21 protein-coding genes are annotated in these 21,320 nt (G+C 73.6%); 13 read left to right on the forward strand and 8 right to left on the reverse strand.

Annotated features, from left to right (window positions below; genetic code table 11):
- Positions 1-19 precede the first annotated feature (19 nt).
- Positions 20-541 (forward strand): GNAT family N-acetyltransferase, encoded by a 522-nt coding sequence (locus ACZ5GH_RS08555; RefSeq protein ID WP_464333850.1) that lies wholly within the window; start codon positions 20-22, stop codon positions 539-541.
- A 30-nt stretch (positions 542-571) separates the two neighbouring features.
- On the opposite strand, the gene ACZ5GH_RS08560 is transcribed toward ACZ5GH_RS08555, so the two are convergent.
- Both ACZ5GH_RS08560 and ACZ5GH_RS08565 read right to left on the reverse strand, forming a co-directional pair.
- Positions 572-1,081: a methylated-DNA--[protein]-cysteine S-methyltransferase gene (locus ACZ5GH_RS08560; protein WP_387758074.1), complete on the reverse strand. Its 510-nt coding sequence runs from the start codon at positions 1,079-1,081 to the stop codon at positions 572-574.
- A complete protein-coding gene (locus ACZ5GH_RS08565; protein WP_387758072.1) occupies positions 1,078-2,706 on the reverse strand; it encodes a DNA-3-methyladenine glycosylase 2 family protein in 1,629 nt (542 codons plus the stop codon). The genes ACZ5GH_RS08560 and ACZ5GH_RS08565 overlap by 4 nt, the downstream gene beginning before the upstream one ends.
- A gap of 158 nt (positions 2,707-2,864) precedes the next feature.
- On the opposite strand from ACZ5GH_RS08565, the gene ACZ5GH_RS08570 reads away from it, so the two are divergent.
- Positions 2,865-3,323: an ASCH domain-containing protein gene (locus ACZ5GH_RS08570; protein ID WP_387758070.1), complete on the forward strand. Its 459-nt coding sequence runs from the start codon at positions 2,865-2,867 to the stop codon at positions 3,321-3,323.
- A 63-nt stretch (positions 3,324-3,386) separates the two neighbouring features.
- Here the strand turns inward: ACZ5GH_RS08570 and rsgA are convergent, their stop codons facing one another.
- From rsgA to ACZ5GH_RS08585, 3 genes are all read right to left on the reverse strand, one after another.
- A complete protein-coding gene (gene rsgA / locus ACZ5GH_RS08575) occupies positions 3,387-4,523 on the reverse strand; it encodes a ribosome small subunit-dependent GTPase A (protein WP_387758068.1) in 1,137 nt (378 codons plus the stop codon).
- Positions 4,524-4,865: 342 nt separating this feature from the next.
- Positions 4,866-5,996 (reverse strand): cytochrome c oxidase assembly protein, encoded by a 1,131-nt coding sequence (locus ACZ5GH_RS08580; protein WP_464333851.1) that lies wholly within the window; start codon positions 5,994-5,996, stop codon positions 4,866-4,868.
- Positions 5,997-6,505: 509 nt separating this feature from the next.
- Entirely contained in the window at positions 6,506-7,957 is a 1,452-nt protein-coding gene (locus ACZ5GH_RS08585) for a YihY/virulence factor BrkB family protein (RefSeq protein ID WP_464333852.1), read from the reverse strand.
- 177 nt (positions 7,958-8,134) lie between these two features.
- Here ACZ5GH_RS08585 and ACZ5GH_RS08590 point away from each other — a divergent pair, with 177 nt between their 5' ends.
- From ACZ5GH_RS08590 to ACZ5GH_RS08640, 11 genes are all read left to right on the forward strand, one after another.
- Entirely contained in the window at positions 8,135-8,218 is an 84-nt protein-coding gene (locus tag ACZ5GH_RS08590; protein WP_310593185.1) for a putative leader peptide, read from the forward strand.
- Between the two features lie 198 nt (positions 8,219-8,416).
- On the forward strand, positions 8,417-10,141 hold the full coding sequence (locus ACZ5GH_RS08595) for a nitrite/sulfite reductase (RefSeq protein WP_464333853.1): 1,725 nt from the start codon (positions 8,417-8,419) through the stop codon (positions 10,139-10,141).
- Positions 10,138-10,320, forward strand: coding sequence for a hypothetical protein (locus tag ACZ5GH_RS08600; protein WP_360347684.1), 183 nt, complete (start codon positions 10,138-10,140; stop codon positions 10,318-10,320). The genes ACZ5GH_RS08595 and ACZ5GH_RS08600 overlap by 4 nt, the downstream gene beginning before the upstream one ends.
- Complete coding sequence (locus ACZ5GH_RS08605; protein WP_387758062.1) at positions 10,301-11,002, forward strand: phosphoadenylyl-sulfate reductase; 702 nt, start codon at positions 10,301-10,303, stop codon at positions 11,000-11,002. The genes ACZ5GH_RS08600 and ACZ5GH_RS08605 overlap by 20 nt, the downstream gene beginning before the upstream one ends.
- Before the next feature lie 77 nt (positions 11,003-11,079).
- The gene (cysC, locus tag ACZ5GH_RS08610; protein WP_387758319.1) at positions 11,080-11,661 is read left to right on the forward strand and encodes an adenylyl-sulfate kinase; all 582 of its coding nucleotides are present in this window, start codon (positions 11,080-11,082) and stop codon (positions 11,659-11,661) included.
- Positions 11,658-12,596 (forward strand): sulfate adenylyltransferase subunit CysD, encoded by a 939-nt coding sequence (cysD, locus tag ACZ5GH_RS08615; RefSeq protein WP_387758060.1) that lies wholly within the window; start codon positions 11,658-11,660, stop codon positions 12,594-12,596. Before cysC ends, cysD begins: the two co-directional genes overlap by 4 nt.
- 2 nt (positions 12,597-12,598) lie before the next feature.
- Positions 12,599-13,921 (forward strand): sulfate adenylyltransferase subunit 1, encoded by a 1,323-nt coding sequence (locus ACZ5GH_RS08620; protein WP_464333854.1) that lies wholly within the window; start codon positions 12,599-12,601, stop codon positions 13,919-13,921.
- 244 nt (positions 13,922-14,165) lie between these two features.
- Positions 14,166-15,326 carry an aliphatic sulfonate ABC transporter substrate-binding protein gene (locus ACZ5GH_RS08625; protein ID WP_387758057.1) on the forward strand — a complete coding sequence of 387 codons (1,161 nt, stop codon included), beginning with the start codon at positions 14,166-14,168 and terminating at the stop codon, positions 15,324-15,326.
- 150 nt (positions 15,327-15,476) lie between these two features.
- Positions 15,477-16,280, forward strand: coding sequence for an ABC transporter ATP-binding protein (locus tag ACZ5GH_RS08630; RefSeq protein ID WP_387758055.1), 804 nt, complete (start codon positions 15,477-15,479; stop codon positions 16,278-16,280).
- Positions 16,267-17,184: an ABC transporter permease gene (locus ACZ5GH_RS08635; protein WP_387758052.1), complete on the forward strand. Its 918-nt coding sequence runs from the start codon at positions 16,267-16,269 to the stop codon at positions 17,182-17,184. The genes ACZ5GH_RS08630 and ACZ5GH_RS08635 overlap by 14 nt, the downstream gene beginning before the upstream one ends.
- A gap of 10 nt (positions 17,185-17,194) precedes the next feature.
- On the forward strand, positions 17,195-17,929 hold the full coding sequence (locus tag ACZ5GH_RS08640) for a sirohydrochlorin chelatase (protein WP_464333855.1): 735 nt from the start codon (positions 17,195-17,197) through the stop codon (positions 17,927-17,929).
- A gap of 99 nt (positions 17,930-18,028) precedes the next feature.
- Here the strand turns inward: ACZ5GH_RS08640 and ACZ5GH_RS08645 are convergent, their stop codons facing one another.
- From ACZ5GH_RS08645 to ACZ5GH_RS08655, 3 genes are all read right to left on the reverse strand, one after another.
- Positions 18,029-18,790 (reverse strand): ricin-type beta-trefoil lectin domain protein, encoded by a 762-nt coding sequence (locus tag ACZ5GH_RS08645; protein ID WP_464333856.1) that lies wholly within the window; start codon positions 18,788-18,790, stop codon positions 18,029-18,031.
- 394 nt (positions 18,791-19,184) lie between these two features.
- A complete protein-coding gene (locus ACZ5GH_RS08650) occupies positions 19,185-20,879 on the reverse strand; it encodes a DEAD/DEAH box helicase (RefSeq protein ID WP_387749234.1) in 1,695 nt (564 codons plus the stop codon).
- Positions 20,880-21,035: 156 nt separating this feature from the next.
- A complete protein-coding gene (locus ACZ5GH_RS08655) occupies positions 21,036-21,242 on the reverse strand; it encodes a cold-shock protein (protein ID WP_049657493.1) in 207 nt (68 codons plus the stop codon).
- Between the last annotated feature and the right edge of the window lie 78 nt (positions 21,243-21,320).

Here is a 21,320-nt window from a genome sequence, read left to right on the forward strand (position 1 = left end):
CGGCGCTACCGTCCCCGGCATGACCACCGCAGACGTACCGGCAGAGGTACGGATCGAGCCCTGGACGGACGACGACCTCGCGCTGCTGCGCCGGGTCAACACGCCGGAGATGAAGAAGCACGTCGGCGGGCCGGAGAGCCCGGAGCAGCTGCTCGTACGGCACCGGCGCTACCTGGACTTCGTCCCGTCCGGGCTCGGCTGCATGTACCGGATCGTGCTGCTGCCCGAGGGCGAGGCGGTCGGGACGGTCGGCTACGGCACCCGGACCTGGGAGGGCCGGACCGTCCACGAGATGGGGTGGAACGTGCTGCCCGGCTTCCAGGGGCGGGGCATCGCGGTCGCCGCCACCCGCGCGGCGGTCGCGGCCGCCCGCCGCGAAGCCGCGCACCCCCACCTGCACGCCTTCCCCTCCGTGGACAACCCCGCTTCCAACGCGGTCTGTGCGAAGGCCGGGTTCACGCTGCTCGGCGAGACGGACTTCGAGTTCCCGCCCGGGAGGCTCATGCGCAGCAACAACTGGCGGGTGGACCTGCGGAGTTGAGCGCAAGGCGCGGTTGAACGCCTGCGGAGGTCAGAACAGGGCGCCGCCCTCCAGGTCCAGCAGCCAGCGCTTGCGGTCCACGCCGGCGGCGAAGCCGGTGAGCGCGCCGTTGGCGCCCAGCACCCGGTGGCAGGGGCGGACGATCAGCAGCGGGTTGGCGCCCACCGCGCCGCCGACCGCCCGGACCATGCGCGGCTCCTGCCCGGCCAGCTCGGCGAGTTCGCCGTAGGTGACGGTCCTGCCGTACGGGATCTCGTCCAGCGCGGCCCAGATCCGGCGGCGGAACTCGGTGCCCTCGGGCGCGAGCGGGAGGTCGAAGCCGGTGCGCTTGCCGGCGAAGTAGGCGGTCAGCTGCGCCACCGGCTCGGCGAGCGCCTCCGGGTCGAGCACCCAGTCGTCGGCGGGCTCGGCCAGCGCGTACTTCTGACCGGGCGCGGTGACGGTGGCCAGCGCGGCCGGTCCGCCGTCCTCGGGCAGCACCCCGCTGAGCAGCAGCCGGCCGAAGGGGCTCTCCATGGTGGTGTAGACGGTGGTGCTCATGCTCGTCCGTTCTCCGTTCCGGTGCTGGTCTCGCTGGTGCTGCTGGTACTGCTGGTGCTGCTGAGTTTGCCGCCGGTGCTGAGGCCGGGGCTCGCCGGGCCGGCCCACAGCCGGTGGACGGCGTAGGAGCGCCACGGGGCCCAGGACTCGGCGGCGCGGGCGGCGGACTTCGGGTCCCCGGCGGCACCGAGGCGGAGCAGGCCGTGCTTGACGCCCACATCGCTCGGGAGGAAGACGTCGGGGTCGGCCAGGGCCCGCATCCGCAGGTAGCCGACCGTCCAGGGGCCGATGCCGGGCAGGTCCAGCAGGGCGGCCGCGGCCTCCTCCCGGTCGGCCCCGCTGTCCAGTCGGACCACGCCCTCCGCCAGCGCGGCGCACAGCCCGGTGAGCGCGCGGCGGCGGGCGGCGGGCATCGCGAAGTCCTCCGGGTCGGCGGTGGCCAGGGCCGCCGCGGTCGGGAAGAGCAGGCGCAGACCGCCGCTGGGCTCGGGCAGCGCGGTGCCGTACTTCTCGGCGAGCCGTCCGGCCAGGGTACGGGCGGCAACGACGCTGATCTGCTGGCCGAGGACGGCGCGGACGGCGAGCTCGTGCGGGTCCACGTGGCCGGGCGAGCGCAGACCGGGGCGCTCGCGGACCAGCGGGCCGAGCAGCGGGTCGGCGCCGAGCTGGTCGTCGACCGCGAGCGGGTCGGCGTCCAGGTCGAAGAGGATGCGCAGGCGCTGGACGGCGGTCGGCAGGTCGCGCAGGTCCGCGAGCAGCAGGCGGCAGTCGAGCCAACCGCGGGTGCGGGGCTCCCCCGGCGCCAGGCCGTCGACCTCGGCGATGCCATGGCCGTACGGGAGCGCGAGGGTGCGGCGGTACACGCGCACGCCGGGGCGCGCGCCGGGGACGACCTCCTCCACACCGGGAACGGCGCGCAGGGCGAGGAAGTCGATCAGGTGCTCGCTGTCGAGCGCACCGCGGTAGGCGAGGCGCAGGGTCAGCCCACCGGCCGGGGTCGCGGTGCGGCGGCCGGCGGCGACCTCGGCGCGCAGGCCGCTGGGGGTGCGGTCGTAGACCTCGCGCACGGTGTCGTTGAACTGGCGCACGGAGGCGAAGCCGGCCGCGAACGCGACGTCGGTGACGGACAGTTCGGTGGTCTGGAGCAGCAGGCGGGCGGTCTGCGCGCGGCGGGCGCGGGCCAGCGCGATCGGGCCGGCGCCCAGCTCGGCGGTCAGCTGGCGCTGCAGCTGGCGTGAGCTGTAGCCGAGGCGGCCGGCCAGACCGGCGACGCCCTCGCGGTCCACCACGCCGTCGCCGATCAGGCGCATCGCCCGGCCGACCAGGTCGGCGCGGTGGTTCCACTCGGGCGAGCCCGGCACGGAGTCGGGGCGGCAGCGGCGGCAGGCGCGGAAGCCGGCCCCCTGGGCGGCCGCGGCGCTGGGGTAGAAGACGCAGTTGACGCGTTTGGGGGTCACGGCCGGGCAGCTCGGACGGCAGTAGATGCCGGTGGAGGTGACCGCCGTGAAGAAGACCCCGTCGAAGCGGGAGTCGCGGCTGTCCACGGCTCGGTACCGGATGTCGTCGTCGATCACGTTGTCCAGTTTGCGGCACGGGGCGGGGGGTGACTGGCGGGAATCGGACATCGCCGTTGATCGCTCCTCCGGGGGCCCTCCCCCTCCCCCACCCACCACCCACCTCGCCCGGGGAACCCGAGAACCCGAGGAACCCGCGGCTCCCCGCGACGAGCCGCCCGGCCCGAAATTCGCGAGCCCGCCGGCCGTCGCGCCGTTACTCTCGCGGCATGAGCGACCAGCAGCCCTACACCGGTCCGGACGACCCGCGCGTCGTCGCCCTGCCTCCGGCCGAGTTCGCGTTCCCCGGTCCGCTGCGGGACCAGTTGGTCGCCGCGATCCTCGACGGTGCCAAGACCAGCACCACCGGCCTGGTCGCCGACTACGAGCACGAGGGCGATCCCCTGCCGCTGCCCGGGGAGCGCTCCGCGGTCGTCGACTCGGACGAGCGCAGGGTCGCCGTGATCGAGACCACGGACGTCCGGGTGGTCCCGCTCGCGGAGGTCGACCTCCAGCACGCCCTGGACGAGGGCGAGGGGTGCACCAGCGTGGCCGAATGGCGTGCGGTGCACGAGCGGTTCTGGCGCAGTCCGGAGATGCTCGACGCCCTCGATGACCCGGGGTTCACCGTGGACGACACCACTCCGGTGGTCCTGCAGCGCTTCCGCGTGGTGGCCGACCTCCGCTGAGCCGGGCGGGCCCGGCGGAGGCCGGCCGGCGGCCGTTGCGCGGCGGCCGGCCGGTGCCGGGGCTCAGCGCTTCACCGGACCTCCCGCGGCTCGCATCGACTTGGTGATCGTCTTCCACTTCTGCAGCCGCTCCTTGGCCACCCGGGCGTCCGAGCGCGAGGCGATCCACTCGTTCTCGCGCTGGAGCTTGAGGTAGCTGTCCATCCGGCGCTGCGGCAGGGTGCCGTCGGCCAGCGCCTCCTGCACCGCGCACCCCGGCTCGGTACGGTGACCGCAGTCGTGGAAGCGGCACTCCTCGGCCAGCTCGGCGATGTCGGCGAAGGCCAGGTCCACGCCCTCGCCACCGTAGAGGCCGACCTCGCGCAGCCCGGGGGTGTCGATCAGCACGCCCCCGCCGGGCAGCGGGATCAGCTCGCGGGTGGTCGTGGTGTGGCGGCCCTTCTGGTCGACCTCGCGGGCCTCCTGGACGGTCATCACCACGGAGCCGGCCAGCGCGTTGGTGAGCGTGGACTTGCCGACACCGGACTGGCCTATCACCGCGGTGGTGCCGGGGGTGCAGGCGCGGAGCACGTCCATGCCCTCGCCCGTCTCGGCGCTCACCACGAGCACCGTGACGCCGGGAGCGACCGCCTCGACGTCGGCCCGGATGAAGTCGGCGTCGTCGACGAGGTCGGCCTTGGTGAGGACGACCAGCGGTTCGGCGCCGGACTCCCAGGCCAGGGCGAGGAAGCGCTCGATCCGCCCGAGGTCGGGATCGGTCGCCAGGGAGGACGCGATCAGCACGGTGTCCACGTTGGCGGCCAGCACCTGGCCGTCGGAGCGCTTGCCGGCCACCTTGCGGATGATCGCGGTGGAGCGCGGCAGCAGCGCGACGACGGAGGCCATCGGCTGGGCGTACAGGTCGACCGCCGCCCAGTCGCCCGTGCACGGGCAGTTGATCATGTCGGCGTCGCCCACCGGCCGGGTGTCGAACCGGACGGTACGGGGCTCGCCCGTCTCCGGGTCGGCGATCACGGCGTCGCACTGGCCGCGGTCGACCCGGACGATCCGGGCCGGGAGCAGCCCGGCCTCGCCGAGCGGGGTGAACAGCTCCGCGAGCTCGGCCGTCCAGCCGTAGCCGGTCAGCGCGGAGGCCTCGTCGGAGAACGAGGAGGAGGAAGAGGAAGAAGAGAACGACGGAACGGAGGCAGCGTTGAACAACGCAGTGGCCCTTCGGGAGGAGATGGTCCCGGCGGGCTACGGCTGGCGCGAAGGGCTCAGCCGGCGGCCGGGAAAAGGAGGTGAACGCGAGTGCTGCCCAGGGCAGCTATCGGGGCGACAACGACCACGGGGTTCACCTCCTGCTCTCTACTCCTCGGGCGGCCCAATGGCCCCCGAACCGGACGTGTCACACGCTAGCGGACCGGGGGATCCGGGCCAACCTATTTTTGACCTGCGGAAATGCGGCACGGGGGGCGTCAGGAAGGCCTTGGCGGACCAAAATTGGCCCGCCCAACCCACGTGCACCCGGCCGCCGCCAGTCGACCCGCCGGCCCGCGCGTCCTACCCCCCGTACCGGTGCTTGAGGTTCGGGTCGTCGAGCCACCACGGCCGCATCTCCGCCTCCGTCTCCGTCTCCTCCTCCGGCCGCCCCGCCGCCCGCGCCCGCGCGGCCGCCGCCGCGAAGCGGGCGTCCAGCTCGGCGTCCACCGCCTCGGCCTCCTCCCGCCCCCGCACCACCATCCGCCGCACCAGCGCGGCCAGGAACGGCAGCCCGACCAGGTCCCCCAGCACCCAGAACGCGTTGCCGCCCCAGGTCTGGTCCTGTGCCGGGCTCGGGCCCCACGGACGCCCGAGCGCCAGGTAGTACTGCTCGGCGACCAGGTGTCCGCCGTAGATCAGCACGATCCCCAGCGCCGCGTCGAAGATCACCTCGGCGAAGGTGATGAACAGCCCGACCAGGTGCGGGTACTCGTGCCCGACCGGGTCCAGCTGCAGGCGCGGCCAGAAGTACGCGAGGCTCAGCAGCACCAGCGCCAGGTGCAGCACCGCGTTCCCGAGCCCGCTGGACACCGACCACTCGTACCAGGGCGTGAAGTAGAGCAGCCAGGGCGGCGCCATCAGCAGCGCGGTGGAGACCGCCGGGAACATCAGCACCTTGGACGGGCGGCTGCGCAGCGCCCGCAGGAGGCGCCCCCGCCGGACCGCCGGCGCCGCCTCGACCAGCAGCGAGACCGGCGCGCCGAGCGCGAGCAGCAGCGGGACGACCATCAGCAGCAGCACGACCTGCACGGCCCGGTCGGTGAAGAGGATCCGGTCGTACACGCCGAGGCCGGAGCAGGTGCACCAGATCCACAGCAGCAGCCCGCCGAGGAACGCGGCGGTACGGGTGGGCTGCCAGCGCCCGTCGCCGGACCGGCCGCCTTCGGACCGTCCGCCACCGAACCGGTCACCGCCGGACCGGGCCCGCTCCCCCGCCGCCCGGTCGACCTTGCGCACCGCCGCCAGGTACCAGGCCCCGAGCAGTACCGACAGCGCGAGCACCAGCGGCTCGGCCGTCCAGGAGGTCGCCAGGTCGGACCACTGCCACGGCGGCGGCCCGCTGTAGGCGAGCGCCGAAGCGGGCCCGCCGACCAGATGGCCCACCGGACCGCCCGCCACGCCGTCCACCACCGCGTCCATCCGCCCGCTCACCTCGCTCGTTCCGGCGGGCCCGGACCGTCGGGCACCCGCCGCCGGGGCACCCCGGCGCCCGGCCATGGTGTCCCGCCGACGCTGCCCCGCCGCACCCGGGCCCCGGCTCAATACCCGGACCTGAGGAAAGCTTTACCGGGCCCCACCAGTGTTCTGCCCAGGCGAAGTTCTGCCCGTCGGCGAGACCCGCCTGGTGCTCGGCAAGGGCTGGCAAGGGGTACGGACCACGGCACCCGGCGAAGGCCGCCGGGTAGCGGCGCCACCGAGCCGACCCTGCCGGCCCCCGCGGTCGCAGTCCGTCCGCCGGGGCACGTCGTCGCCGCCCTGGCGCTCACCGGCAGATGCCGCCCGAGCTGCCGTTGCGCGGCCTGTCGCCGGACGCGCCGGACGCGCCGACCGGGGCGGCCACCGCCGACCGCCCACCGCCGACACCGTGCGCACCCCCACCGACGCAACAGGGCCTCCCCCGCATGCGCGGAAGAGGCCCTGCCCCTGTTCCTGCCGTCCGCCTACCGCTCGTCCCACGGCGGCCACGGCGGTCGGGGCGGCCGCGGCGGATACCCCGGCACCTGCCGCCCCGGCGGTCCCTGCGGCGGCCCCTGCGGCGGCCCCGGCACGGGCCCGGGCCGCGCCCCGCCCGGTTGCGCCCCGCCCGGCTGCACCCCCGGCTCCGCCCCCGCCTGACTCCCCGCCTGCTCCCCAGGCTGCCCCCCCGCCGCCGGCCCCGCCGGCCGGTCGCTGTCCGGCGGCGGCGGCCCGGGCCGGTGGTGCGGCCCGCCCCGGGCGGTGAGCCGCCCGCGCACGTTCTCGGCGGCCAGCACGTCGGCCCACCGCTCCGGGTACTCGGAGGGCGCGTCCACGTCCTCGCCCTCGCCCTCGTCCTCGCCCCACTCCTCCTCGACGCCCTCGGCGAGCCCGAGTTCGCGCGCCCGCCGGGCCCGTTCGACGGCCCGCCGGGCGGCGACCTCGCGGACCACCGCGGCGGCCGCCTCCTCGTGGGCGCGCTCGTTCTCGGCGCGCGCGTCGGCGGTCTCCAGGGTGGGCCAGCGGCGGTCTATCGCGGCGTTCATCGCGGCGCCGATGAGCACCGCGAGCGCCACCACGAAGATCCACAGCAGCACCGCCACCGGCGCCGCCAGCGAGCCGTACACCGAGGGGCCCTCGACCGAGCTGACCAGGTAGAGCCGCAGGCCGACGCTGCAGAAGACCAGCACCACCAGGGCGACCAGGGCGCCGGGGATGTCCTCGCGCCACGGGGTCGAGACCGGGACGGCCAGGTGGTAGAGGGTGGTCAGCGAGACGATCAGCAGCACGATCGCGACCGGCCAGTAGAGGGCGCCGACCAGCCCGGCCACGCCCGGCACGGCGTTCTCCACCAGTCCCGGCCCGGCCATCAGCAGCGGCAGCACCAGCGAGCCGATCACCAGGGCGCCGAGGTAGAGGCCCAGCGACATCAGGCGGGTCTTGACGATGCCCCGCTTGCCGTCGAGCCCGTACATGACGGTGATGGTGTCGATGAAGATGTAGAGCGCTCTGGAGCCGGACCACAGCGACAGCAGGAAGCCGATCGAGACGAGGTCGGGCCGGGTGTGGTCGAACACCTGGTTGAGCAGCGGGACCACGACCTCCTTGACGGAGGAGTCCGACAGCACCGTCCCGGAGGCCGAGACGATGTCGTGCTTGAGCCGGTCGATGGTGCCCGCGCCGAGGAACTCGTCGAGGTAGCCGAGGGTGCCGGCCAGGCCGAGCAGCAGCGGTGGGATCGACAGCAGGGTGAAGAAGGCCGCCTCCGCGGCGAGCCCGGTGACCCGGTACTCGACGCAGGTGTTGGTGGTGTCCTTCACCAGCTCCCACGCCGTGCGGCGCCAGGTGGCCTGTTTGGCCGCGCGCCGGGAGCCCTTGCCCCTTCGCCGGGAGGGCCGCTCGGCGTTCGCTCTGCTCGTATCGCCTGCTGCTTGCACAGGGCCAACCGTATCGGGCCGGGGCCGCGCGGTTGATCTCCCCGTGGTGCGGGCGGGTGCCCGGACGTCCGGGCGGGGAGCGGCGGGAACATCCGGATGTCCCACATGACGAAACCTCAGCGTCCAGCATTCGGATGTTAGTGGACCGCGAGTCCCGCGCCGTGCGAATCTCTTGCCATGCCTAGCGCCGGAACCACCCTAGTAGGTCGACTCCACGTCGATCTCCTTCGCGTGTCCAGCGCCATCTGTCCGGTGACCTGAGCCCCACCCCGCCGCACCACCGCACCCGGCGCCGCCCTTCCCCGCCATCCCCGCCGCAGCGGATGCGCAGGCGCCCGCCCGGTCCCGGTCACTGCGCTCAAGGCCTTGATGAATCCGCAGGTCAGAGCAGCACCGAACGGCCGAGCACGCTCCGCGACCCATCCGGCGCCAGCGCCACCTGCCCAGAAGGACTTCACCATGGCCACCTTCCCCGAGACCGTCGAGCCCCCGGCCGACCGCGCCGCCGAGCGCCGCCCGGTGGCGGCCCGCAAGGCGACCCGCCACCGCGGTGAGGGCCAGTGGGGCATGGGCCACTACACCCCGCTGAACGCCAACGAGCAGTTCAAGAAGGACGACGACGGTCTCAATGTGCGGACACGTATTGAGACGATCTACGCGCACCGGGGCTTCGACTCGATCGACCCGGCCGACCTGCGCGGCCGGATGCGCTGGTGGGGGCTCTACACCCAGCGCAAGGAGGGCATCGACGGCGGCAAGACCGCGATCCTCGACCCGCACGAGCTGGACGCCGAGTACTTCATGCTCCGGGTGCGCATCGACGGCGGCCGGCTGACCGTCCCCCAGCTGCGGGCGGTCGCCGAGGTCTCCGAGCAGTACGCGCGCGGCACCGCCGACCTGACCGACCGGCAGAACATCCAGTACCACTGGATCCGGATCGAGGACGTCCCGGCGATCTGGCGGAAGCTGGAGGCCGTGGGCCTGTCCACCACCGAGGCCTGCGGCGACACCCCGCGCGTCATCCTCGGCTCCCCGGTGGCCGGCATCGCCGAGGACGAGATCATCGACGGCACCAGCGCCATCGAGGAGATCCAGCGCCGCTTCATCGGCAATCCGGAGTTCTCCAACCTGCCGCGCAAGTTCAAGAGCGCGGTCTCCGGCTCCCCGCTGCTGGACGTCGCACACGAGATCAACGACGTCTCCTTCGTCGGCGTGGTCCACCCCGAGCACGGCCCCGGCTTCGACCTGTGGGTCGGCGGCGGCCTGTCCACCAACCCCAAGCTGGGCGTGCGGCTGGGCGCCTGGGTGCCGCTGGAGCAGGTGCCGGACGTCTACGGCGGGGTCATCGGCATCTTCCGCGACTACGGCTACCGGCGCCTGCGCAACCGTGCCCGGCTGAAGTTCCTGGTCGCCGACTGGGGCGTGGAGAAGTTCCGCCGGGTGCTGGAGGAGGAGTACCTCGCCCGCCCGCTGGTCGACGGCCCGGCCCCCGCCGAGCCCGCCGCCCGCTGGCGCGACCACGTCGGCGTCCACCGGCAGAAGGACGGGAAGTTCTACATCGGCTTCGCGCCGCGCGTCGGCCGGGTCGACGGCAAGCTGCTCGGCCGGATCGCCGACCTCGCCGCCGCCCACGGCAGCGACCGGGTCCGCACCACCGCCGAGCAGAAGATGCTCATCCTCGACATCGCCGAGGAGCACGTCGACTCCGTGGTGGCCGGCCTGGAGGAGCTCGACCTGCGGGTGGCCCCCTCGCCGTTCCGCCGCGGCACCATGGCCTGCACCGGCATCGAGTACTGCAAGCTCGCCATCGTCGAGACCAAGGAGCGCGGCCGCACGCTCATCGACGAACTGGAGCAGCGCCTGCCGGACTTCGCCGAGCCGCTGACCATCAACATCAACGGCTGCCCGAACGCCTGCGCCCGCATCCAGGTCGCCGACATCGGCCTCAAGGGCCAGCTGGTCACCGACGAGAACGGCGACCAGGTGGAGGGCTACCAGGTGCACCTCGGCGGCGCGCTCGGCCTGGAGGCCGGCTTCGGCCGCAAGGTCCGCGGCCTCAAGGTCACCAGCGCGGGCCTGCCCGACTACGTCGAGCGCGTGCTGACCCGCTACCAGGCCGACCGCACCGAGGGCGAGCGCTTCGCCCAGTGGGCGGCCCGGGCGACCGAGGAGCAGCTGTCGTGAGCGAGCGGGCCGCGCCGTTCTTCTGCCCGTACTGCGGGGACGAGGACCTGCGTCCCTCCGAGGCCGGCCACGGCGCCTGGGAGTGCCACGGATGCCGCCGCGCCTTCCAGTTGAAGTTCCTCGGACTGCTGTCACCGACCAACCACGGGGGTGCGTCACATGAGCAGCACCGCGACTGACCACGAGGCGGCCGCCGTCCGGGCCGGGCGCGAGCTGGAGGAGGCGAGCGCGCAGGAGGTCCTGACCTGGGCCGCCGAGACCTTCGGCAAGCGGTTCTGCGTGACGTCGTCGATGGAGGACGCGGTGGTCGCGCACCTGGCCTCCTCGGTGTTCCCGGGGGTGGACGTGGTGTTCCTGGACACCGGCTACCACTTCCCGGAGACCATCGGCACCCGTGACGCGGTGGCGGCGACCATGCCGGTCAACGTCATCACGCTCACCCCGCTGCGAACGGTCGCCGAGCAGGACGCCGAGCACGGGCCGAACCTCCACGACCGCGATCCGGACCTGTGCTGCTCGCTGCGCAAGGTCGAGCCGCTCAACCGCGGCCTGGCCGGGTACGACGCCTGGGCCACCGGACTGCGTCGCGACGAGTCGCCGACCAGGGCGAACACCCCGGTGGTGTCCTGGGATCCGAAGCGCCGCAAGGTGAAGATCGCTCCGATCGCCCGGTGGACGCAGGAGGACGTGGACGCCTACGTGGCCGCCAACGGCGTGCTCCTCAACCCGCTGCTATGGGAGGGCTACACCTCGATCGGCTGCTCGCCGCTGTCCTGCACCCGCAAGCCCGCCGAGGGCGAGGACGCCCGGGCCGGCCGCTGGTCCGGCTCCGGCAAGACCGAGTGCGGCATCCACCTCTGACCGGCCCCCACCCCGCGCCCGGCCCGCCCGGCCCACCACACCCCCACACGTGAGGAAGACCCGTGACAGCGAACACCCTGGCAGTCGACGGAGCCGCAGAGGCGGCCCCCGCGGCCGCACCCTGCGAGCGCGGCGCCACCGTGTGGCTGACCGGGCTGCCGAGCGCCGGCAAGACCACCCTGGCCTTCGCGCTGGCCGAGCGGCTGCGCGCCGAGGGCCACAAGGTGGAGGTGCTGGACGGCGACGAGATCCGCGAGTTCCTCTCCAAGGGCCTCGGCTTCTCCCGCGAGGACCGGCACACCAACGTCACCCGGATCGGCTTCGTCGCCGAGAAGCTCGCCGCCAACGGCGTGAAGGTCCTCGCCCCGGTGATCGCCCCGTTCGCCGACTCCCGCGCCGCGGTCCGCGAGCGGCACGCGGCGGCCGGCACCGCGTTCCTGGAGATCCACGTCGCCACCCCGGTCGAGCTGTGCGCCGAACGCGACGTCAAGGGCCTGTACGCCAAGCAGGCGGCCGGGGAGATCTCCGGTCTCACCGGCGTGGACGACCCGTACGAAGCACCGGAGACCCCGGAGCTGCGGATCCACACGCAGGGCCGCGAGGTGGCCGAGTCCGCCGCCGAGCTGCACGCCTTCCTGACCGAGAGGGGCCTGGCATGACCACCGCGACCGACCGTCACGTGCGCACCGACGACAACCCCTTCACGCTGTCCCACCTGGACGCGCTGGAGGCCGAGTCGGTGCACATCTTCCGCGAGGTCGCGGGGGAGTTCGAACGCCCGGTGATCCTGTTCTCCGGCGGCAAGGACTCCATCGTCATGCTGCACCTGGCCCTCAAGGCCTTCGCGCCCGCGCCGGTGCCCTTCGCCCTGCTGCACGTCGACACCGGGCACAACTTCCCCGAGGTGATCGCCTACCGCGACCGCGTCGCGGCCGAGCACAACCTGCGCCTGCACGTCGCCCACGTCCAGGACTTCATCGACCGCGGCGTGCTGCGCGAGCGCCCCGACGGCACCCGCAACCCGCTGCAGACCGTGCCGCTGCTGGACGCCATCGAGAAGAACCGCTTCGACGCGGTCTTCGGCGGCGGCCGCCGGGACGAGGAGAAGGCCCGCGCCAAGGAGCGCGTCTTCTCCCTGCGCGACGAGTTCGGCGCCTGGGACCCGCGCCGCCAGCGCCCCGAGCTGTGGTCGCTGTACAACGGCCGGCACGCGGTCGGCGAGCACGTGCGCGTCTTCCCGCTGTCCAACTGGACCGAGCTGGACGTCTGGCAGTACATCGAGCGCGAGGGCATCGAACTGCCCGGGATCTACTACGCCCACGAGCGCGACGTCTTCGCCCGCGGCGGCATGTGGCTGACCGCCGGCGAGTGGGGCGGCCCCCGGGACGACGAACCGGTCGAGCGGCGCCTGATCCGCTACCGCACCGTCGGCGACATGTCCTGCACCGGCGCCGTCGACTCCGACGCCACCACCATCCAGGCCGTCATCGCCGAGATCGCCGCCAGCCGCCTCACCGAACGCGGCGCCACCCGCGCCGACGACAAGCTGTCCGAGGCCGCGATGGAAGACCGCAAGCGCGAGGGGTACTTCTAACCATGACCACCACCATCCAGGACACCACCGCCACCTCGCTGCTGCGCTTCGCCACCGCCGGCTCCGTCGACGACGGCAAGTCCACCCTCGTCGGCCGACTGCTGCACGACTCCAAGTCGGTGCTCGCCGACCAGCTGGAGGCCGTCGAGCACGCGTCCCGCAACCGCGGCCAGCAGACCCCCGACCTGGCACTGCTCACCGACGGCCTGCGCGCCGAGCGCGAGCAGGGCATCACCATCGACGTCGCCTACCGCTACTTCGCCACCCCCCGGCGCCGCTTCATCCTCGCCGACACCCCCGGCCACGTGCAGTACACCCGCAACATGGTCACCGGCGCCTCCACCGCCGAACTCGCCGTCGTCCTGGTCGACGCCCGCAACGGCGTCGTCGAACAGACCCGCCGGCACGCCGCCGTCGCCGCCCTCCTGCGCGTGCCCCACGTCGTGCTGGCCGTCAACAAGATGGACCTCGTCCACTACGCGGAGCCCGTCTTCGCCGCCATCGCCGCCGAGTTCACCGCCTACGCCGCCTCGCTCGGCATCCACGACGTCCTCGCCGTCCCGATCTCCGCACTCGCGGGGGACAACGTCGTCGAGCCGTCCGCGCACATGGACTGGTACGGCGGCCCGACCCTGCTGGAGCACCTGGAGACGGTGCCGGTCGGCAGCGACCCCAGCGACGAACCCGCCCGCTTCCCCGTCCAGTACGTCATCCGCCCGCAGACCGAGACCCACCCCGACTACCGCGGCTACGCCGGCCAGCTCGCCTCCGGCGTGCTGCGCGTCGGCGACCCCGTCACCGTCCTGCCCTCCGGCCTGACCAGCACCGTCGCCGGCATCGACGCCCTCGGCCGGGAGACCGACATCGCCTGGGCACCCCAGTCCGTCACCGTCCGGCTCACCGACGACCTCGACATCTCCCGCGGCGACCTCATCGCCGCCGGCCGGCCCCCCGCGCCGACCAAGGACGTCGAAGCCACCGTCAGCCACCTCAACGAGCGGCCGCTGCGCGCCGGCGACAAGGTGCTGCTCAAGCACACCACCCGCACCGTCCGCGCCCTGGTCAAGGAGATCTCCTACCGGATCGACATCGACACGCTCGAACAGCGCTCCGGCGCCGAGGGGCTGAACGTCAACGACATCGGCCACGTGGTGCTGCGCACCGCCGAGCCGCTGGCGCTGGACGCCTACTCCGACAACCGCCGCACCGGCTCGTTCCTGCTGATCGACCCGGCCGACGGCACCACCCTCACCGCCGGCATGGCGGGCGAGGCCTTCGACACCGTACGCACCACCGACGCACCCGACGAGGAGGACTGGGTCTGATGCCCAGCGAGGCGTTCTCGGGCATGGACAAGGAAGGCGGCCGCATCGGCAGCGGCGTCCTCGGCAGCGGCCAGGGCGGCCTGACCCGATGTGCGGGCCGACAGGGCTGAGAACGCCCTGTCACCGGGCTGTCTCCCCCCACAGCCGCCCGGCTTGCCCCGGCACCCATGTGCCGCGCGCACCACCTTCCCGACCGTCCACCCGGGACCGCCTCCTGACGGTCCGTCCGCGAACAGGACTCACCATGGCACCGAACCAGGCACCTTCGCATACCCGCGTCCGCCCGAACGCCGGCCGGATCAGACGCACCGCGGCGGCCGCGGCGGCCGGACTCACCGCGGTGGCCCTGCTGTCGGCATGCGGCTACGGCTCCCAGGCCGACAAGTCCTCCGACGACAAGGCGAACGCGGCGGCCACCGCCGGTGCCTCCGGCGCGAAGCTGTCGGCCGACACGGTGAAGATCGGCTACTTCGCCAACCTGACCCACGGCACCCCGCTGGTCGGCCTCCAGGAGGGCTTCTTCCAGAAGGAGCTGGGCTCCACCCAGGTCAAGACCCAGGTCTTCAACGCCGGGCCCGCCGAGATCGAGGCACTGAACGCCGGCTCGATCGACATCGGCTGGATCGGCCCCTCCCCGGCGATCAACGGCTTCACCAAGTCCGACGGCAAGTCGCTGAAGATCATCGGCGGTTCGGCGTCCGGCGGGGTCAAGCTGGTGGTCAACCCGGACAAGGTCTCCTCGCTGGACGACCTCAAGGGCAAGAAGATCGCCACCCCCCAGCTGGGCAACACCCAGGACGTGGCGCTGCTCAACTACCTCGCGGGCAAGGGCTACAAGGTCGACGCGGCCTCCGGCGCGGGTGACGTCTCGGTGGTGCGCACCGACAACAAGGTCACCCCCGACGCCTACAAGTCCGGCTCGATCGACGGCGCCTGGGTGCCCGAGCCCACCGCCTCCAAGCTGGTCACGCTCGGCGCGAAGGTCCTGCTCAACGAGAAGGACGTCTGGCCGGACAAGAAGTTCGTGATCACCAACATCATCGTCTCGCAGAAGTTCCTCAAGGAGCACCCGGACGTGGTGGAGGCCGTGCTGCGCGGCTCGGTGAAGACCAACGCCTTCATCAAGGCCGACTCCGAGAAGGCCAAGGCCGACGCCAACGAGGCGATCAAGAAGGAGGCGGGCAACGCCCTGGAGCCCGCGATCCTCGACCCGGCCTGGGCCGACATCGACTTCCTGGACGACCCGCTGGCGTACACCCTGCAGGCCGAGGCCGACCACGCCGTCACCGCCGGGCTCCTCAAGAAGCCCAACCTCAACGGCATCTACGACCTCACCCTGCTGAACAAGGTCCTCGCCGCCCAGGGCCAGGCCGCCGTGGCGGACGCCGGGCTCGGCGCCAAGTAGCGCCCGCAGCACCCGCGTCCCGTTCCCCGACTCCGCGGTCCGTGCCCCGCCCGTCCCGGTCGATCCCGATCGATGCCCACCCGGACGGCCGGGGCCCGGGCCCCGGCCCCGACCCGCAGCCCCGCAGACCACTCACCAGGAGGTGCCCGGATGACCCCGGCACTGACCACCTCGGCGGACGCCCCCCGCGCCGACGCCCACGGCGGCGCGCCCGCCGTCCGGATCTCGCACGTGCACAAGTCCTTCGGCCGCCCCGGAGCCCAGACCCACGTCCTGGACGACATCACCCTCGACGTCGCCCCCGGCGAATTCGTCACCCTGCTCGGCGCCTCGGGCTGCGGCAAGTCCACGCTGCTCAACCTGGTCGCCGGCCTCGACCGGCCCACCGCCGGCGACATCGAGGTGACCGGCGGCCGCCCCGCCCTGATGTTCCAGGAGCACGCCCTCTTCCCCTGGCTGACCGCCGGGAAGAACATCGAACTCGCCCTCAAGCTCGCCGGCCTGCCCCGCGCCGAGCGCCGCCCCGAGGCCGAGCGCCTCCTCGAACTCGTCCGGCTGAACGGCGCGTACGGCAAGCGGGTGCACGAGCTGTCCGGCGGCATGCGCCAGCGCGTCGCGATGGCCCGCGCGCTCGCCCAGGGCAGCGAGGTCCTGCTGATGGACGAGCCGTTCGCCGCCCTCGACGCCATCACCCGCGACGTCCTGCACGACGAGATCACCCGGATCTGGGCCGAACGCCGGCTGTCCGTCCTGTTCGTCACCCACAACGTGCGCGAGGCCGTCCGGCTCGCCCAACGCGTCGTCCTGCTCTCCTCCCGCCCCGGCCGCGTCGCCCGGGAGTGGCGGATCGACCTGCCCCAGCCGCGCCGCATCGAATCCTCCGGCGTCGCCGACCTGTCCATCGAGATCACCGAAGAACTGCGTGGGGAGATCCGTCGCCATGGCCAGCACTGACACCACCCCCGTCCTCGACAAGAGCGCCCCGGCCGGCGGTGCCACCGGCGACACCGCCGACGTCGGCGCGGGCCTGGACGCCCTGGACGCCGTCACCGCGCAGCGCGGCTCGCTCGGCCAGGCCCTGCGGACCAAGGCGCTGCCGCCGCTGATCGGCGTGCTCGTGGTGGTCGCGCTGTGGCAGGGGGCGTACAGCCTGGAGCTCACGTCCTCCTACAAGCTGCCCAGCCCGGCGGATGTCTGGCGCTCCGCGCAGGACCTCTGGTACCAGGGCACCCTGCTCTCCATCATCTGGACCAGCGTCTGGCGCGGCCTGTCCGGCTTCCTCCTCGCCGTCGTCATCGGCACCCCGATCGGCCTCGTCGTCGCCCGCATCAAGCCCGTGCGCACCGCGATAGGCCCCGTCCTGCAGGGCCTGCAGTCACTGCCCTCGGTGGCCTGGGTGCCCGCCGCGGTCATCTGGCTCGGCATCAACGACTCGATGATGTACGCCGTCATCCTGCTCGGCGCCGTCCCCTCCATCGCCAACGGCCTGGTGGCCGGCATCGACCAGGTGCCGCCGCTGTTCCTGCGGGCCGGCCGCACCATCGGCGCCACCGGCCTCACCGGCGCCCGGCACGTGCTCATCCCCGCCGCGCTGCCCGGCTACCTGGCCGGACTCAAGCAGGGCTGGGCGTTCTCCTGGCGCTCGCTGATGGCCGCCGAACTCGTCGCCTCCTCCCCCGACCTCGGCCGGGGCCTGGGCCGGTTCCTGGAGGACCAGCGCGAGTTCTCCGACATGTCCGGCGTCCTGCTCGGCATCATCCTCATCCTCTTCGTCGGCATCGCCATCGAGCTGCTGGTGTTCACCCCGGTCGAGCGCCGGGTGCTGCGCAACCGCGGCCTGCTGGCCACCACCAAGTGAGGCACCGCCGATGACGCCCGCCCTCCTCCTCATCGCCCACGGCAGCCGCGACCCGCGCCACGCCGCGACGGTGGCCGCGCTCGTGGAGGAGGTGCGGGCCCAGCGGCCCGGCACCGAGGTCGCCACCGCCTACCTGGACCACTGCGCGCCGCGGATCCCGCAGGTGGTCGGACGGCTGGCGAACGCGGTGGCGGTGCCGCTGCTGCTCAACCGGGCGTTCCACGCCAAGCACGACATCCCCGCCGCCCTGCGCGCCACCGGTTCCCGGCTGCCGGTCGCGGACGTGCTCGGGCCCTCGCCGCTGCTGCTCGCCGCCCTGGACCGCCGCCTCGCCGGGGCCGGCCTGGACGTCTCCTCCCCCGCCGTCCGCGCCCGTACCGGCGTGGTGCTCGCCGCCGCGGGCTCGTCCGACCCCGCGGCCGACGCCGCGACCCGCGCGGTGGCCGCCGAGTGGCGGCGCGCCCGCGGCTGGGCCGCCGTGGAGGTCGCCTACGCCTCCGCCGCGGGCCCCCGCGTCCCCGACGCCCTCGCCGCCCTGCGCGCCGCAGGCGCCACCCGCACGGCCGTCGCCCCCTACCTGCTCGCCCCGGGCCTCCTCCCGGACCGCATCGCGGCGGCCGCCGAGGAGTCGGGCGCGGACGTGCTGGCCGCCGTCCTCGGGCCCGCCCCCGAACTGGCGGCCCTGCTCCTGGAGCGCTACGACGAGGCCCGCTCGCCCTCCGCCCGCCCGGCCCTCACCGCCTGAACGCCGACCCAGTCACCTTCATTCGGGCAGGTGACGGCGCACGGAAGTGCCGACGGCGCGCGCGGCCGGGGCCGCGCGCGCCGCTGGGGGTGGGGCGGGTCAGACCGGGAGGTTCCACTTCTGGTTGGCGGCGGAGGCGCCGAAGCAGTCCCAGATCTGCAGCACCGCGCCGTTCGCGCTGGACACGTCCCGCACGTCCAGGCAGCGGCCCGACTGCGGGTTCACCAGCGAGCCGTCCGCACGGGCCTGCCACTTCTGCGCACCGCTGCCGTTGCACTCCCAGGTGCGCACCAGCGTCCCGTTGCCGGTCCGACCGCCCTCGACGTCCAGGCAGTTCCCGACCGCCCGCACCGTGCCGTCGACGGCGACCTTCCAGGTCTGGTTGACGTTGCCCAGGCAATCCCAGATCTGCGTCTGCGTCCCGTTCGCCGAGCTGCCGCCCCGCACGTCCAGGCACTTGCCCGCGATCCCGGTGATCTGACCCACCGGCCCCGCCGGAACCGCCGGTCCGAACTGGATGTAGCCCTTCCCCGCCATCAGCGGGTAGCGGCAGGAGGTGCTGCCGCTGACGTTGCCGGCCACCCAGTTGCCCGGCGACACCTCGTAGATGGGCATGTAGCGGGTCCAGTCGTAGCCGTTGCAGTCGACCACGACGCGCCAGGTCTGGTTCGGGTCGATGCCCGTACAGGTGCCGACGGGGCTGGCGGTGGTGTCGTCGACGGTACAGCTCCCGACACCCCCCGGGCCCGGAACGGTCGAGTTGCGGGTCGTGCTCTCGGCGGCTCCGGCCGAGGCGGGTGCGGTGAGGGCCGCGGCTCCGGCGAGCAGGGCGGTGGCGAACAGGGCTGCGGTACGACGCACGGGGGGTGTCCTTCCGGGGAGGGTGAACCGGGCGACCCACACGTGAAGCAATCGTGGTGATAATGCGATCTTCATGTGGGCCGCGCGAAAGCTTCGGGCAGGACATGTCCACGGTCAACGGGCGGGGTGAAGATCACGCCACCCGACCGTCCACGCACGGAACGTGTCCGGCAGGGCCCCGGAACGACCCCGGCAGGCCGGACGCACGGCCGATCCGGCCGGATCGCATGCGGCCCGGCCCCCGCTCCGGCTCCGGCTCCGGCCGGCTCCGGCCGGGACGGACCCCGCGGCGACGCCCACGGCGGTGTGACCCGGCGGGCCGGTCCGGCCGGAACGGGCGAGGCCCGGCTCCCCCTCGGACGGGGGAGCCGGGCCTCGCCGGTGCGCGGGGGCGTCAGTCCGCCTTGCGGCGCTGGCGGCCGGTGCCGTAGTTGGAGCCGGACTTGGAGCCGCTGCCGGGCTTGGCGCGCCCCGAGGAGCGGCCGATGAACCCGGCCGCCTGCGGGCGCTCGCCCTGGGCGGCGGCGCCCAGGCGCTGCTTGGGGCGGGGGCGGCGCGGGTTGCCGTTCATGTCGACGTCGGTGGGCAGCCCGGAGCGCTTGCCGGGCCGGCGGCGCGGGGCGCCGGACCTGGCCCCGGCGGGCTTGTCGGCACCGGCCTGGGCCGCGCCGGACGCGCCCTGGTCCGCGGGGACCGGCACGGCCAGCGTCACCGGGACGCCGCTGGGCGTGCGGGCGCCGGTGATCCGGGCCAGGTCGGCGTCGCCCGGGCGGACCTTGGTGACGGTCGGGCGGATGCCGGCCACCGTCATCAGCCGGTTGACCTCGCGGCGCTGCTCGGGCAGCACCAGGGTGACGACCGTCCCGGACTCGCCGGCCCGGGCGGTGCGGCCGCCGCGGTGCAGGTAGTCCTTGTGGTCGATCGGCGGGTCGACGTTGACGACCAGGTCCAGGCCGTCGATGTGGATGCCGCGGGCGGCGACGTTGGTGGCGATCAGCGCGGTGACGTGGCTGTCCCGGAACTGGTCCAGGACCCGGTTGCGCTGCGGCTGGGACTTGCCGCCGTGCAGGGCGGCGGCCTTCACGCCGTTGGCGAGCAGCTGCTTGGCCAGCCGGTCGGCGCCGTGCTTGGTGTGCACGAACATGATCACGCGGCCGTCGCGGGAGGCGATGTGCGCGGTGGCGGAGGCCTTGTCGGCCGCCTCCAGCTGGAGGACGTGGTGGTCCATGGTGGTGACCGCACCGGCCGAGGGGTCGACCGAGTGGGTGACCGGGTCGGTCAGGAAGCGCTTGACCAGCCGGTCGACGTTGCGGTCCAGGGTGGCGGAGAACAGCATCCGCTGCCCGCCCTCGGCGACCTGCTCCAGCAGCTTGCTGACCTGCGGCAGGAAGCCCATGTCGGCCATCTGGTCGGCCTCGTCGAGAACCGTGATCGCGACGTCGGACAGGTTGACGTCGCCGCGCCCGATCAGGTCGTCCAGCCGGCCGGGAGTGGCCACCAGCACCTCGGTGCCGCGGCGCACGGCGTTGGCCTGCCGGTTGATCGACATGCCGCCGACGACGGTGGTGATCCGCAGGTTGACGGCGGTGGCGTACGGGGTGAGCGCCTCGGTGACCTGCTGGGCCAGCTCGCGGGTCGGCACCAGGACGAGCGCCAGCGGGTGGCGGGCGTCGGCGCGGCGACCGGCGGTACGGGCCAGCAGCGGCAGGCCGAAGGCCAGGGTCTTGCCGGAGCCGGTGCGGCCGCGGCCGAGCACGTCGCGCCCGGCGATCGAGTCGGGCAACGTGGCGGCCTGGATCGGGAACGGCGCGGTGACGCCCTCGCGGGTCAGCGCGGAGAGGATCGCCTTGGGCAGTTCGAGCTCGCCGAAGGACTCCGCCGGGGGCCGGGCCGGGGTGCCCTGGACCACGGTGAAGTCGGTGGCCTCGGGGACGGCGGCAGGGCGGTTCTGCTGGGGGGCGCCGGCGCGGCTGCGGGTCTTGCGCGGGCGGTCGCCGCCGGCGGCGGTGCGGCCGGCCTGGCCGGTGCGGCGGGACTGGTCGGTGGTGCGGGGGCCGCGGTCGCGCGGCGGGCGGGCAGGGGTGGTCACGGGATCTCCGTCCGTCGGTCTACAGCCCGGGACCCGGGCTGGGTCGGCCGTCGGGAGAGGTGCGCCGCCCCGGCCGTACGGCGGCATGAGCGGGGGCCCGCACCTTGCGGTGCGGGCCCCCGCTTCGCGATGATCGCGAGTCAGCTGGAGCTGACGTCAGCCGATGATCTGGATGTTCTCGGCCTGCGGGCCCTTCTGGCCCTGGGTCACGTCGAACTCGACCTTCTGGCCCTCGAACAGCTCACGGAAGCCCTGAGCCACGATGTTCGAGTAGTGGGCGAACACGTCAGCGCCGCCACCGTCCTGCTCGATGAAGCCGAAGCCCTTTTCGCTGTTGAACCACTTCACGGTGCCGGTAGCCATAACCGTCTCCTCTAACTGGGGCATCAGGGATCCACACCTCGTGGACCCCCAAGTAGCCGCGATCCCCATCCGGAGACT

The sequence above is a fragment of the Kitasatospora sp. Xyl93 genome (assembly GCF_055383135.1).